The 13,433-nt window shown below is 47.2% G+C and carries 13 protein-coding genes; 9 read left to right on the forward strand and 4 right to left on the reverse strand.

The window, feature by feature from the left end; genetic code table 11:
- Positions 1-44: 44 nt before the first annotated feature.
- From IQ263_RS01410 to IQ263_RS01435, 6 genes are all read left to right on the forward strand, one after another.
- A complete protein-coding gene (locus tag IQ263_RS01410) occupies positions 45-230 on the forward strand; it encodes a hypothetical protein (protein WP_194008509.1) in 186 nt (61 codons plus the stop codon).
- The gene (locus IQ263_RS01415) at positions 227-544 is read left to right on the forward strand and encodes a DUF433 domain-containing protein (RefSeq protein WP_194065824.1); all 318 of its coding nucleotides are present in this window, start codon (positions 227-229) and stop codon (positions 542-544) included. Before IQ263_RS01410 ends, IQ263_RS01415 begins: the two co-directional genes overlap by 4 nt.
- A gap of 35 nt (positions 545-579) precedes the next feature.
- Positions 580-918 (forward strand): DUF433 domain-containing protein, encoded by a 339-nt coding sequence (locus IQ263_RS01420; RefSeq protein WP_194065825.1) that lies wholly within the window; start codon positions 580-582, stop codon positions 916-918.
- A gap of 3 nt (positions 919-921) precedes the next feature.
- Positions 922-1,284, forward strand: a complete 363-nt coding sequence (locus IQ263_RS01425) for a DUF5615 family PIN-like protein (RefSeq protein WP_194065826.1) — start codon at positions 922-924, stop codon at positions 1,282-1,284.
- Between the two features lie 325 nt (positions 1,285-1,609).
- A complete protein-coding gene (locus IQ263_RS01430) occupies positions 1,610-4,564 on the forward strand; it encodes a leucine-rich repeat protein (RefSeq protein WP_194065827.1) in 2,955 nt (984 codons plus the stop codon).
- Positions 4,557-4,811: a hypothetical protein gene (locus IQ263_RS01435; RefSeq protein ID WP_194065829.1), complete on the forward strand. Its 255-nt coding sequence runs from the start codon at positions 4,557-4,559 to the stop codon at positions 4,809-4,811. Before IQ263_RS01430 ends, IQ263_RS01435 begins: the two co-directional genes overlap by 8 nt.
- 73 nt (positions 4,812-4,884) lie before the next feature.
- On the opposite strand, the gene IQ263_RS01440 is transcribed toward IQ263_RS01435, so the two are convergent.
- The 3 genes from IQ263_RS01440 to hetZ all read right to left on the reverse strand — a co-directional run bounded on the left by IQ263_RS01440 (position 4,885) and on the right by hetZ (position 9,847).
- Positions 4,885-7,248, reverse strand: a complete 2,364-nt coding sequence (locus tag IQ263_RS01440; RefSeq protein WP_194065830.1) for a transglutaminase TgpA family protein — start codon at positions 7,246-7,248, stop codon at positions 4,885-4,887.
- 360 nt (positions 7,249-7,608) lie between these two features.
- Positions 7,609-8,673 (reverse strand): hypothetical protein, encoded by a 1,065-nt coding sequence (locus tag IQ263_RS01445; protein ID WP_194065831.1) that lies wholly within the window; start codon positions 8,671-8,673, stop codon positions 7,609-7,611.
- The gene (gene hetZ / locus IQ263_RS01450) at positions 8,666-9,847 is read right to left on the reverse strand and encodes a heterocyst differentiation protein HetZ (protein ID WP_194065834.1); all 1,182 of its coding nucleotides are present in this window, start codon (positions 9,845-9,847) and stop codon (positions 8,666-8,668) included. Before hetZ ends, IQ263_RS01445 begins: the two co-directional genes overlap by 8 nt.
- Positions 9,848-10,002: 155 nt before the next feature.
- Here hetZ and IQ263_RS01455 point away from each other — a divergent pair, with 155 nt between their 5' ends.
- Together IQ263_RS01455 and IQ263_RS01460 are read left to right on the forward strand one after the other, a co-directional pair.
- Positions 10,003-11,262 carry an RNA-guided endonuclease InsQ/TnpB family protein gene (locus IQ263_RS01455; RefSeq protein ID WP_194065835.1) on the forward strand — a complete coding sequence of 420 codons (1,260 nt, stop codon included), beginning with the start codon at positions 10,003-10,005 and terminating at the stop codon, positions 11,260-11,262.
- 126 nt (positions 11,263-11,388) lie between these two features.
- On the forward strand, positions 11,389-11,874 hold the full coding sequence (locus IQ263_RS01460) for a hypothetical protein (protein WP_194065836.1): 486 nt from the start codon (positions 11,389-11,391) through the stop codon (positions 11,872-11,874).
- 101 nt (positions 11,875-11,975) lie between these two features.
- Here the strand turns inward: IQ263_RS01460 and sds are convergent, their stop codons facing one another.
- On the reverse strand, positions 11,976-12,947 hold the full coding sequence (gene sds / locus IQ263_RS01465; protein ID WP_194065838.1) for a solanesyl diphosphate synthase: 972 nt from the start codon (positions 12,945-12,947) through the stop codon (positions 11,976-11,978).
- A 68-nt stretch (positions 12,948-13,015) separates the two neighbouring features.
- Between sds and IQ263_RS29115 the strand changes: the two genes are divergently transcribed.
- Positions 13,016-13,144 carry a hypothetical protein gene (locus tag IQ263_RS29115; protein ID WP_255515785.1) on the forward strand — a complete coding sequence of 43 codons (129 nt, stop codon included), beginning with the start codon at positions 13,016-13,018 and terminating at the stop codon, positions 13,142-13,144.
- The last annotated feature ends 289 nt before the right edge of the window (positions 13,145-13,433 follow it).

Genomic DNA, 13,433 nt, shown 5'->3' on the forward strand with positions numbered 1-13,433 from the left:
ATCATACGATCGCCACTCGGAAGAAATCGATCGTATTATTATTGATGCAGTTAATCGACAAAGCGACGGATGAGGGCGAGACAAAATTGGATTTGCCGAGTTTGGAGTTGGAGGAATTGCCGCCGGAGATTGGCAAGTGCACTGGGCTTGAGACTTTGGTGTTGGGGGAAATTTGCTATGATAGTTTGAGCGATCGCACTATTCTACATTGCGTAAATTATCAGCTATGAACATTCAGTTGGTTGACTCCTTAATTCAAGTCATTGAGTCGCTGACACCTGAAGAGAGTTTGCTGTTTCAAGAAAAACTCTGGGCTAGGGCGATTCAGAGTACGCCTGGAGTGTGTGGAGGATATGCCCGAATTCGCAACACCCGCATTCCTGTTTGGACGCTGGTTTCGCTTCACCAACAGGGGGCTGATGAGGCTGAATTACTTCGGAATTATCCAGGTTTATCCGATCGCGATTTAGAGAATGCTTGGCGTTATTACGATCGCCACCGCGCAGAAATCGATCGCATTATAGTTTCTCATCAAACCGAATAGTAGAATAGTAGATAGCTAAAAGAGGGATTTTAGATATGGAAATGAATCAGTATTTTAATTTCTTAGCACCGGATGATATTCGGATTAAAGGACATCGTATCGGGATTGAGACCGTGCTGTATGAATATTTGCATCGGGAACGCACCCCAGAAGAAATTCAGCAATTCTATCCATCTCTAACTTTAGCAGAAGTTTACACAACTATTTTGTATTATTTACAAAATCAAGAATCAGTAAGTAGATATTTGCAAGATTGGTTGGAATGGTCGCATCAGCAGCGAAAAATGCAAGCAGCAAATCCGCATCCGGCTGCGGAAAGATTGCGAAAATTGAAGGCTGAACGGGAAAGTAAAACTGCAATCCAGGATACTTGAGAAATGGCGCTCAAATATTTAATGGACGAGAATGTTACGCCCATTTATGCTACACAACTTCGGCGAGAATGCCCTGATTTAGTAGTTTGGGCAGTGGGCGAAATTGGTACACCCCCAAAAAGCACTCTCGATCCGGAGATTTTGGTTTGGTGTGAGGATCGTAACTTTATTTTGGTGACAAACAATCGCAAGTCAATGCCGGTACATTTGGTAGATCATCTGGCTCAAGGTGGTCATATTCCAGGGATTTTCGTTTTGAATCAGGATTTAAGTATTGGGCAAAATATTGAGGAATTGATTGTGATTGTTGATGGTTCGTTTGATAACGAATACCAAGACCGAATCATTCATCTCCCTTTAACATAAATCTACTAAACAAAAAATGTGTAGCCTTTTTCCTCCCCAGATTCCTCGCGGGTGGCAAGAAACCGGGTTTTTGCTCAGAAGACGGGTTACAGTCGTAGAAACCCAAAAAACCCGGTTATGAAGGTTTTGATGCGTAGGCCACGGAGGACACGGCAATGCCGTTTCCCTACCCCAAAATAATCGACGATCGCCCTCCCTCGGATATAATCATCGCCAGATTAATTTTCGGGAAACGGCACCGCGTCGTGTCCTGATTCCTGCTGGCTTTCCCCACCCAACAAAAATCCTGTCACAATAAACTGAATCCTACCAAGAGACAAAGGGCATGACGCGAGAGGAAGCAGTGCGGCGAATTCACCGGGCAGCCGAGGAAAAATTGACTCAACTGGATTTGTCGGGGCTGGACTTGGAGGAATTGCCGCCGGAGATTGGCAAGTGCACGCAGCTTGAGAAGTTGGTGTTGGGGAAGGTAGAAAGGTGGCAAGGGTTTAATGTTAACCCGAGTCTGAAACTAATAATCCCGAATCAATTAAGAACACTGCCAGAGGAATTGCGATCACTCGTAAATTTGCGATCGATTGACCTCAGCAGCAATCCATTCGGAACGATGCCAGAATTGCTGCTGGAAATGAAGCAATTAGAGAGTTTAAATTTAACCAGGATTGGTTTAACAGCCATCCCAGAGGATCTCGGCCAACTGTCGAATCTGACACGGCTTTACCTCAGTGAAAATCAGATTACAGCAATCCCAGAGGATCTCGGCCAACTGTCGAATCTGACACAGCTTAACCTCATGAGCAATCAGATTACCTCCATCCCAGAGGATCTCGGCCAACTGTCGAATCTGACAGAGCTTGACCTCCATAACAATCAGATTACATCCATCCCAAAAGTCATCGGCCAACTGTCGAATCTGACACGGCTTAGCCTCAGTGACAATCAGATTACATCCATCCCAGATGATCTCGGGCAACTGTCGAATCTGACAAAGCTTGTCCTCAGTTACAATCAGATTACCTCCATCCCAGATGATCTCGGGCAACTGTCGAATCTGACACAGCTTTATCTCACTGTCAATCAGATTACCTCCATCCCAGAAGATCTCGGGCAACTGTCGAATCTGACACGGCTTTACCTCTGGGACAATCAGATTACCTCCATCCCAGAAGCGATCGGGCAACTGTCGAATCTGACACAGCTTGTCCTCAGTGGCAATCAGATTACCTCCATCCCAGAGGCGATCGGGCAACTGTCGAATCTGACAGAGCTTTCCCTCAGTAGCAATCAGATTACCTCCATCCCAGAGGCGCTCGGCAAACTGTCGAATCTGACACGGCTTGACCTCGGTGGCAATCAGATTACCTCCATCCCAGAGGCGATTCGTGGCATGGAGAAGCTGGAAAAACTGGATTTGCGAGGTAATCCGATACCAATTCCGCTGGAAATATTGGGCGGAAAACAATCATCTCAACCAGGCGATTTACGTACCATCCTCGATTTCTACTTCCAAACCCGCGACCCCGACGCTACCGAAGAACTCAACGAAGCCAAACTTTTGATTGTCGGCGAAGGCGAAGCGGGAAAAACGACCCTTGCAAACAAACTCCTCAACCCCAACTACGAACTCAAAGAACGAGAACCCTCCACCGAAGGCATCGACGTGATGCGCTGGGAATTCACGCAAGCCAACGGCAAACCTTTCCGCGTCCACCTCTGGGACTTTGGCGGACAGGAAATCTACCACGCCACCCACCAATTTTTCCTCACCGAACGTTCCCTGTACGTCCTCCTCGTCGATAACCGCCGCCAAAACCCCAACCTCTGCTACTGGCTGAGTGCCGTCGAACTCCTCAGCAACAGCAGTCCCGTCTTCCTCGTCCAAAACGAAAAACAAGACATCCGCTGCGAAATCAACCTCTCCCAACAGCGGCGCGACTTTGCCAATTTAGAAAAAGATTTCGCTACCAACCTCGCCAGCAATCGCGGACTCGCAGAACTCCAACGCGCCCTCCAAAACCGCATCGCCACCCTCGACCACATCAGCACGCCCGTTCCCAAACGCTGGGCAAGCGTCCGCCACATTTTAGAAAACTATTCCCAACGCCAAACCCACATCGCAGTCAGCGAATTTTTCGACATCTGCGCCAGCCAAGGCTTTCAAAAATCCGATAAACCCGCCATGCTGACTCTCAGCAAATACCTTCACGACTTGGGAATTATCCTCCACTTCCAAAAAGACCCCATCCTCAAAAACATAGTCATTCTGCGTCCCGAATTGGCAACCAATGCTGTTTACAAAGTCATCAGCAAGAAAGAAATTACTGACGAAAAAGAAGTCGCCGACAACGCAGAAGTCATCGCCAACTGCGGGTATTTCACCCAGGAAAACCTCAAACAAATCTGGTGCGAAAGAGAATACCGAGACTTGCAGGACGAACTACTCCACTTGATGAAACACTTCAAACTGTGTTACGAAATCCCCTGCCAACCCAGACGCTACATCGCCCCGCAACTTCTCCCCCTGGAAACGCCCGATTACACCTGGGACGACACCGATAACCTGATTTTGCGCTACGAATACGACTTCATGCCCAAAGGCATCATTACCCGTTTTATCGTCGAAATGCACTTGTTAATCTACCGCCCTCAACCTTCTTTACCAAAGGGTAGGGGAGATATCGTGTGGCGCGATGGAGTCATCCTCGCCGACAATTACGCCAAGGCCGAAGTTATCGAGAATTACCACCAACGAGAAATCCGCATTCGAGTTTCCGGCAACCACAAAAAATCTCTTTTAGACCGCATCCGCCACGAACTCTGGAAAATTCACGCGACTTACGACAATCGCCTCAAATACCAAGAATTCATCCCCTGCAACTGTACCGAATGCAAAGGCAGCCAAGACCCTCACCTCTACAATTTTGAGTCTTTGCGCCGCCGTTTGGCCAACCGCCGCTACGAAGTCGAATGCGACAAATCTTATCAAATGGTCAACGTGCGCGGCTTGATGGAAGATTTCCCGGATAATTTGCAACAATGGGAAGAGAAAGAGCGAATTTCTGGAATCGATCGCCCCGATTTTGGAGATTCTTCTAGCATTCAATTCAATATCAACGTTAACGGTAAAAAAATGACTCAAGATTCTTCCAAAACCAACAACTTCAACGGCCCGATGTCTGGTGTGATTGGCAGCGACAACACCACAGTTAGGAATAACGCATTTATCCAAAACAATAACAAATACCGCCGAACTTCTGAAACAGATTGCATCAATGCGTGAAACCGCCGCCCAGTTTCCCGAAGACATTCGCGAGGGTGTAATTATCGATATTGAAGATGTTGAATCCGAAATCAAGAAACCGGAAAACGAAAGGAATCCAGCTAGATTAAAGAAAAGTTTAAAAGCTATTTTAGCGACGGCAACTGCGATCGCAATTCCGATCGCAGGCGTGACTGATTTTGCTGATAAGGCGATCGATGTCGGTCAAAAACTGGGTATCGAACTCAAGCTACCATCGGCACGGTAAATTATTTGCAATTTTCGCGATATTCATATTACCACAGTCAGGACACGGCGCCGTGTCCGACTGAGAATTTATATTATCTTAGCTTTTTGAGTTTCTTCAAGTGCGATCGCCTCAAATTGTCCACCAACTGTCGCAACTGACTCAAATTTCCCGCTTCGCCGCCATACTTCCAGCGCACGTAAGCTTGCGAAACTTCCTCAATTACCTCAGCTTCATCGGTTTCGTGGTGGCCGCGCATTGTCTCAGCATACTCCAAAGGCGTTTGAGCTTTCTGCTTGGCAAATCCGCGACTTGCCAAATCCTTCAGCATTTGCTGATAAACCCCCTCCACCGGCGGCAACTTCGCCAGCCAGCGGCGGTAGCGCCACTTGCGCCACCCTTGCCAAATTAACCAGCCAATAAACCCAAAGGCGATCGCGCTAATCAACCCAGTAAATAACCCCACCCAACCCCTAGCAAACTGTCCCAGAAACCAACCCAGAATCAAACTGATCCAGCCAATTACAAAACCTATAACTGAATCCAGCCCGCTTCTGAGAGGAGTCGGTAGCCAAGCCGCGATCCACTTCCAAAACGATTCCAGCGCGCTAAAAGTCTGGTTGTCTTCCACCGAAGCCGGAATCAGCGGATAACCTGGAATCGGATTAAAACCAAACCACCCGTATCTGGGAAAATATACCTCCGTCATCAAGAAAGCGTCGGTATTTCTCACCACATACAAACCTGTAAACGGGTTGAATTCTCCCGTATCGAAACCGCCAGCCACTCGCGCCGGAATCCCGATCGATCTCAGCATAATTGTCAGTACCGTCGAAAAATGGTCGGGATATCCGCCTGTAACTTTTTTGCCGTCTTGCGTGTTTTGATAGCCAAACAAAAAACCCTCGACTAAATCTTCACTTTCTTCTAAATAAGGCAAAGCTTTGACAAGTTTGTAATTAGGATTTTGTTTCAAATATTGAGCTAAGTACAAAGCTTTTTCGTAGGGAGAATCGATCGCCCTGTCCGACTTAGCCACTCTTGTTCTCCCCAACAAGATTTCTTCAGTTTTTTCTCGCACTTTCTGGGCAATTTCTGGCGGCACGTCCAAATAGAATTTGCGAATATTTTTCGGGTAATTAGTACCAGTTTGCCCCAACAAGGAGCGATCGCGAAACGGCACGTTAGAAATCACCGTATAAGTCAAACCTTCCGCCAATTCCACAGGCGATCGCAAACCTCCCTCCGCATCAATCGCCACTTCCTGCGTCGGAAAATAAAGTTCCTTCGGCTTGTTTAAAGCCGGAATCAAATTCGGTAACTGAGCAAGAATAGTATAACTTTGAATCACCTCTTGAGTGCGGGGCGCATTCGGATACGGATTCAGATAAAATTGATAAGACCAGCGAGGTCGATTCACCTTAAAAGCGTCGTCGTTGCGCGAAACTTCCCAACCCTGACCGGTATATTTGTCAAAGCCCAACACTCGCCAAAAACCCGCCGCCTGCGATCGCACCCGCATCACCACTTGAGGTTTTAATACCCCCCGCAAATTTTGATTGATGCGCTGGTTGAAACCGTAATAAAAAGTAGAGTCTACCTCTCCTGGCCCTTTGTCTGGGTTTCTCCCCTTCCCTCCGCCAGTTCCTTTTTGATTTCCCCCCCTGACATACCCCGGATTCAGAATGCTGCGCGAGTCAAACTCCCCCTGATATTCAATAGGAGCACTCACGGGAAAAGTCCGCAATTGATAGCCTGGAAGGCGCGGCAAAAACGCAAAAATAGCCAGCCCCAACCCTACAGTTATCAACAGCAACAAACTAAAATACTTGGGGGATAAAGTAGCAGCAAATAGGGATAAATTGTTGTTTTTACTTCTACTTTCTGTCGCCGGATTGATGTTTTCTAGCTTCGAGAGTCCCAAGCGCGATCGGTAATCCAGCACCAAAGTCGGCAGCACTAAAGCCAAAAATACCAACAGCAGCGGCCCAAAAGTCAGCGTTTGACTGATGGTCGCCGCTACACTCAACAAAATCAGCCCGATGACGACCGAATAGCCCAAATCCTTGCGGCGGGGCAAATCGAAACTGTGCAACACTTGAATGTTAATTAACAGTTGCGCCAAAACTAACCGCGTATCGTTTAATTCTCCCACCAAGCGGGTAAAAAAGGCGAACAGCGCCACCAGCATTCCAATAGCTATGCAGAATTTAGCGGCTACATTGCGATCGCGGCGGCGGTACCAACTCCAAGTTGCTCCCACAATACTAACAGGCACAGCCCACAGGTTCAGGCTTTCTTCAGAAGCAACATCAGTAGCCACAATTCCCACAATTACCAACAACTGAACTAGGATTCGCAGCAGTAAAGAATCCTCAGTCACCGGCGGAGGCATTGCCTCTATCCGCTCCCACAGTTTACCCAAAACAGGTATATTTCGCAGGTTATCAGTTGTCATGTGCACCCATCCAACGATTTGAGATTTGAGATTTGAGATTTGAGATTAAATCCACAGATCGATCTGGGTTTTAACTAATATCTAAATCTTATTTCTGTGCCACTCGATTTGAGATTTGAGATTAAATCCACAGTTCGATCTGGGTTTTAACTAATATCTAAATCTTATTTCTCTGCCATTCGATTTGAGATTGAATCCACAGATTAACTTCACAGATGAATCTGGGGGCTTTAATTCGTCTCTAATTTTTTTGGCTTTCCGCGACAGAAATCAGCAGATTGTATCTGTTTTTGTGTGAGGTCAAACCGCAGAGTAAAAAACGCAGTTAACTACTCTAATTTTACCTCGATAGTTGCTGTTTTATCCAGCCAAAGTTGGACGAATAGCAAACATCAGAGGTCTGGTATCGAAGTTTTGGAATTTGACTTCTAGGGCATAAGTCTTGTCAGGTTGCGGGTCAAACAACTCCACACTTAAATGCCCGGAATTCGGACGCTGTGCAGTTGCTTCGGCATCTCCTCCCTTGAGTTCCAAACTTCCTCCCCCTGGAAATTCGCACTCAACTCTTAAACACGGCCTTGGTGGTTCTGTGTTGCGGTTCGACAGGTATTGAGCTGAGAGAGTCAGGGAGCCCAAAGCAGTCAGCCACTCCCGCGAAATAGGGGGCTGGTTTACAGGACAATTCAAAGTTAGAGACTCAATGATTTCTCGGGCGGCCAACAACGACATTAGCATTTGTTGATCGATAGTTGCCTCGGAGTAATTCGGTAAATCTTCTACTTCTAAACCTGTAATTCCTCTGGTAGCACCTCTGAGTACTAAACCAGCTAATTGGTTGAGTTCCTCAGACTGGCCCGGAAACAAGCTATCTACAGCGCGAACTAATTTCGAGCCTTCCCGCAGCGACGACATTACCAATTGCTGACAAGGTTCTAGCAGTTGAGCAAAAACCCCTTGGGCGATCGGAATTGGCAGGCGACCCCATCTAATATTTTGTAGTTGGGGAGTCCAGAGGTGCAGGGGTGGAACCCATTGGGGGACTGCATCGTCTGGATAGTCGTGTTCGTAGCTCTTGAGTTCTGTTTCCCAGGGGAACAGCGGCGGGTTGGCTTCAATTTCGGATCTAAGCCTTTCTTTTAACAAGGTCTGAAAACGGTCTTGCACGGTCGGTATTTCTCCAATAGTCAGGGGTTGTGCGGGTGAAATGCTCTGCGAGCCCACTTGATAGTCCAGCGGGTCTGGTTCGTCCCATTCCCAGTATTCCACCCCGGAATACTCTTCTGTTTCGCCCCACTCTTTTGAGGGAAGGGGGTCATTGACGTTTTCCTGCTCTTCGCTAGAGGCATTCGGGATTGGCGCCTGCAATATCCAGTCTAAAAAATGGCGCTCGAAAGCCTCTGCATCCCTGTTCGTTTCGTTATTCATCAGTAGATGCCCCTTCTCCGGAATCTGAACGATTTCGCAATTCCCAGGCAAGTTCCAGCAATTTAAACCACCGTTTCTGTACCTGGGCTACCGTGCTGCCGAGGGTTTGCGCGATCGCTGACTCTGACAGACCTTGTTGTTTCAACTGTAACAAACGCTGTCCCTCTGGGCCAATTTGTTCGCCAAAGGACTGCCACTGAGAAGGCAGCAAACCTAAATTTTTGTCTAAGTCTGCTTCCAGCCACTGGTGAACGAGTTCCCAGCGGTGCGACATGGCGAACCTGAGCAAGTGGTACTTGAAGCGCTGCTGCAAATAGTCTCTTTGGCGGGGAGTTATGCCCAGGATCGACTCTATTTCGTTAGTCGGCAAGTCTTGCAAGCGCAGCACGAAGTAATCGGCGCATTCTTCTTGGTTGCGCTCTTTTAAGTAGGCCACTAATTCGTCAATCACGTTTTGCCGCAGAGATTCTGACTCGTCGGCTGGGGAGCGAATTGCAGATGAACCCTGTCCGGCCATTGCTTCCCGCACCGAGTGCACGGAGGTGTCGTTCCAAGTTTGGTCAGAATCCCAAGCCCCTCCGTCGGCGGCTTGTTCCATATCTACAGAGGTTTCTTTGGGCTGCTGCTGGGAAAAGGTTTGGGCCCGTAAAATAATTAGTTGCTGGCTGCGGTTCCGAGGTAAGGGAATGCGCCGTTTCCCGAAGCGCTCTACAAAGGCCATGTACTCTGCTAGTTCTAAGCGAGTGCGGGGGCTGTAGGTGGGTGGTAGTTGGGTTTCGCGCCGGAATGCTTTTAAGGCTTCGAGATAAAATCCTTGCAAGAAATCTCTGATCAGTTCTATTCGCGCTTGATAGCTAGACTGCAATTGGGGAGGGGTGATGGAGCGATAGACGATCGCGCTGAGAGTGCTTTGCAATTCTACTCGCCCTGGCCCGGATCCTAAATTTTCATAGTGGAGACATTGTTGCAAGCGGTGCCGGGCGAGGCTCTCGGCTGCACCTTCTATGTCTCCTGAGTCTTGAATCCGCTGGCTTTCTGTGCATATCCTGGTGACTTCTACTGCGAGTCGCCCTGCTACATCTTGGCAGTTCTGCTCAGACGCCCGAGTGGACTTTTTGAGTTCGTCTAACAGCAGTTGAAATATGGTTTCCACGCTCTGGCCGATTTCCCGCATGATGGTTGACAGCTCACTTTGAAAGTAGCACACCCTGGGACTTTAAATTTATATTTAAGATTTTATCAGAAAATTGGGTTTAAAACCCCGTCCTTCTATGGCGACTTTATATTTACTAGCGTTGCATCTGCCACTAAATATGTTAAGGTAGTGGAATGCTAACCATGAATTACCGCTATCGAATCTATCCCAGCATCACTCAAGAGCAGTCGCTCAAAGAGTGGATGGATGTTTGTCGCGTTGCCTATAACTACGGGCTGCGCGAGATTAAGGATTGGTGCAATAGCCGGAAGTGCATGGTTGACAGATGCTCCATCAGTCATGAATATATCATGGCTGCTGATATTCCTTTCCCTAGTGAAGTGAATCAGCTTAATGCTTTGCCAAACGCTAAAAAGGTGTTTCCCCGATTGGGTGAAGTGCCAAGCCAAGTTTTGCAGCAAGCTATTAAACAACTGCACCGAGCCTGGGATGGGTTTCAAAAAGTTGGGCATGGATTTCCCAGATTTAAAAAATTTGGACAATTCAAGTCTTTGTTGTTTCCCCAATTTAAACAGAATCCAGTGCAGGGAGTACATATTGCCTTGCCCAAGTTGGGGCCCATTGCAATTAACTTGCATCGCCCGATACCGAGTGGCTTTGTAGTTAAGCAGGTTCGGATAATTAACAAGGCTGATATTTGGTACGCTAGCATCAATATCCAATGCGATGTTAGTGTTCCCAATCCTATGCCTCATGGTCATCCAATTGGGGTAGATGTTGGGCTTTCCAAGTTTTTGGCAACTAGCGACGGAGTTCTTGTAAAGTCGCCTAAGTTCTTGAAAGTGATGCAAAGCAAGCTGAAATTGCTGCAACGCAGACTTGATCGGAAAAAGAAGCGGTCTAAAAATTACGAGAAACAACGGATCAAAGTTGCTAGACTTCACCACACAATTGATAATACCCGTAAGGATTTCCACTTCAAGCAAGCTCATGCGCTTTGTGACGCTGGTGATATGGTCTTCATGGAAGACTTGGATTACCGAATTCTTGCCAAAGGGATGCTTGGCAAACAGATGCTGGCGGAGGGTTTTGGGCAATTCCGAGCTATCACCAAGTACGTGTGCTGGAAGCGTGGTAAGTTCTTTGTGGAAGTCAGGGCCAGGAGGACTTCTCAAGAGTGTCCTGAGTGTGGTGCAACAGTTAAAAAAGACTTGAGTGTTAGAGTACATCATTGTCAAGAGTGTGGATTCATTGCCGATAGAGATGTAGCTAGTGGTCAAGTAATCAGAAATAGAGGAATAGAATTAATTAGTACGGCGGGACACGTCGGAATCCAAAACGCCTATGCAGACGGTTTGCCGGGGACTGAAGTATCTCAGTCTAGGTCAAAGTCGAAAACCCATAAGGGAACAACTAGGAAATCTTTGAAGTGATTCAAAGAAGCTCCGTACCTTGACAGTCGGAGTCATGTCACAGTGGGCAGTGCTGGGTATTCACATACTTTAACCTGCACCTGTTACCCTAAAAATTTGAAACTAAAATCTCAAATTAACTGACTGATGGATTTAGACCAACAGATTGAAGCACTGATCGACAAAGCTCCGCCCGACGGTTCGACACCACAAATTTTAAAGGCGATCGCCCCGGCGCTGATTTTAATTGCCCAACAGCTACAGCACCTGGAATACTCTATCCTGCAAGCGGTAGACGAAAGTTGGGCGATCGTGGTTTTGAGCAATCTCAAGCAACCGGGACGGGAAAAAAAGGTGATTTATGCTTTTCCCACTCTTGAAGATGCGTCCTCCGCAGCGGCGGCTGGGGGCGATCGCGTCAGGCCCGTGTGTTTGCCTGTTACTCACATTTTATTTCAGATGATCGCCCTCGAAGGTCTAGACAGCATTGTTTTTTTTGAAAATCCCGGCAATCAGGAAGTAGGGACGGAAATCCCTCGCCAGCAAGTGCAGGAATTAATTAACGTTTATTTGCAACAGTACCGATCGGCTTTACAGTCAAATTCTAGCAATCTCCCACCGGATATCGCATAGTTGGAAATTGGAAATTGGGAGTTGGGAATTGGGAATTGGGAATTGGGAATTGGCAGCCCCAAGCTGGTAACTAATACCCAGTTCCTTCTTCCTTCTTCCTGCTAATAAAGTCGGCTCAAAACGTAATCTGCTAAATCTATCAAAGCTTGGCGGGACTCTGAATGGGGCAGCGCTGCCAAGTATTCGACAGCTTTCTGCGCGTGATTTGTTGCTAGTTCTCGCGATCGCACTATGCCTTGAGAATCTGCTACCAATGTCAAAGCCTGTTCTATATCTCCTTCTTGAGCGAACTCGCGTTCTATGATAACTTCCAAATAAGGCTTTTCTTCTAGGGCAAATAGCGCTGGCGCTGTCAGATTTCCGCCGATCAGATCCGAGCCTGCAGGTTTCCCCAAAGTTTCCGTTGAAGCGGTGAAATCTAATATATCATCTACTATTTGGAATGCCAAACCAATGTGGCGACCGTAGTTATACAAATCTTCTGCTATTTCCGGTGAAACTTCGCTCAAACATCCCGCTGCTTTGGAACTGTTGGCAATTAAAGATGCTGTTTTGTAGTAACTTTTTTCGAGGTACGCTTCGATCGACAAACTGGTGTCAAATCCATTTAGTCCCTGTTGAATTTCCCCCTCTGCTAAATCCATAATCACTTCCGAAAGCAGTTTGACTACTGGCAGGTTGTCCAGATTTGCCAAATGCCACGAAGATTGAGCGAACAGAAAATCTCCCGCCAATACTGCCACTCGGTTGTTAAACCGACTGTGTACCGTCGGTACTCCCCGCCGCAAGTCCGACTCGTCCACCACGTCGTCGTGAACTAGACTGGCTGTGTGAATCATTTCGGTGATTTCCGCGAGGCGGCGGTGTTTTTCTGTGATGGCACCATCGGGCATTGTCGCCTTGGCCATCAACAAGACTATTGCGGGTCTCACCCGTTTTCCCTTTGTGCCGAATAAGTATTCTGCAGCCGCGTACAAGATGGGATGACGGGCACCCACTAACTGTTTTAAGTTTTCTGTCAACAGTCGCAGGTCTTCTTCAACCGAGGAAAATAGGACAGTGCTAGAGATCATGGATACGCCGACTCAAGCCGTAAAGTAACAAAATTTTACATATCATATCTTTATTTTAAGGTAATTCTTTGCAACAGGGAAGAGAAATTTTGGCGATCGCCACTGATTTGCGATCGGTAGCCCGATCGAAGTCACCCGACTACCTCCAGCCAGTAGCCTGCTGCCAGAGCCGCTACCCTATTGTAACGAATTGTTAAGTATCTTGTCGAAAAATCTGTAAATCCCAGAAACCCTGTGTTATTATGGGTATTAAGGATTTAAACAATTCTATACATTAAGTACAGGCTGTGATTAATCCAGGCGGGCAGGTAGCTTGCAGGTGCCTGTAAGAATTTCGTATAACCAGCCTTATTAGTCAGATCGCAGCAAAAATTTCTGGGACAGATTTTTAGTTCCTTGGGACTAAAAATTTTCAGAAGTTAAGACTAGCGCATCTTATGTGCGCGGTAGCTCAAAGTAGCTAAAGTGGATGGTTTTACGTTGTTT

Origin of the sequence: Tychonema sp. LEGE 06208 (genome assembly GCF_015207505.1) — a bacterium.
Classification (GTDB): domain Bacteria; phylum Cyanobacteriota; class Cyanobacteriia; order Cyanobacteriales; family Microcoleaceae; genus Microcoleus.

What these genes read in the sequence shown, in the direction of transcription:
- IQ263_RS01440 (WP_194065830.1), bottom strand. Translation starts at nt 7,248, where the DNA reads ATGACAACTGATAACCTGCGAAATATACCTGTTTTGGGTAAACTGTGG.
- IQ263_RS01460 (WP_194065836.1), top strand. Translation starts at nt 11,389, where the DNA reads ATGGATTTAGACCAACAGATTGAAGCACTGATCGACAAAGCTCCGCCC.
- IQ263_RS01420 (WP_194065825.1), top strand. Translation starts at nt 580, where the DNA reads ATGGAAATGAATCAGTATTTTAATTTCTTAGCACCGGATGATATTCGG.
- IQ263_RS01425 (WP_194065826.1), top strand. Translation starts at nt 922, where the DNA reads ATGGCGCTCAAATATTTAATGGACGAGAATGTTACGCCCATTTATGCT.
- hetZ (WP_194065834.1), bottom strand. Translation starts at nt 9,847, where the DNA reads ATGCGGGAAATCGGCCAGAGCGTGGAAACCATATTTCAACTGCTGTTA.
- IQ263_RS01435 (WP_194065829.1), top strand. Translation starts at nt 4,557, where the DNA reads ATGCGTGAAACCGCCGCCCAGTTTCCCGAAGACATTCGCGAGGGTGTA.
- IQ263_RS01415 (WP_194065824.1), top strand. Translation starts at nt 227, where the DNA reads ATGAACATTCAGTTGGTTGACTCCTTAATTCAAGTCATTGAGTCGCTG.
- IQ263_RS01445 (WP_194065831.1), bottom strand. Translation starts at nt 8,673, where the DNA reads ATGAATAACGAAACGAACAGGGATGCAGAGGCTTTCGAGCGCCATTTT.
- IQ263_RS01410 (WP_194008509.1), top strand. Translation starts at nt 45, where the DNA reads ATGCAGTTAATCGACAAAGCGACGGATGAGGGCGAGACAAAATTGGAT.
- IQ263_RS01455 (WP_194065835.1), top strand. Translation starts at nt 10,003, where the DNA reads ATGCTAACCATGAATTACCGCTATCGAATCTATCCCAGCATCACTCAA.
- sds (WP_194065838.1), bottom strand. Translation starts at nt 12,947, where the DNA reads ATGATCTCTAGCACTGTCCTATTTTCCTCGGTTGAAGAAGACCTGCGA.
- IQ263_RS01430 (WP_194065827.1), top strand. Translation starts at nt 1,610, where the DNA reads ATGACGCGAGAGGAAGCAGTGCGGCGAATTCACCGGGCAGCCGAGGAA.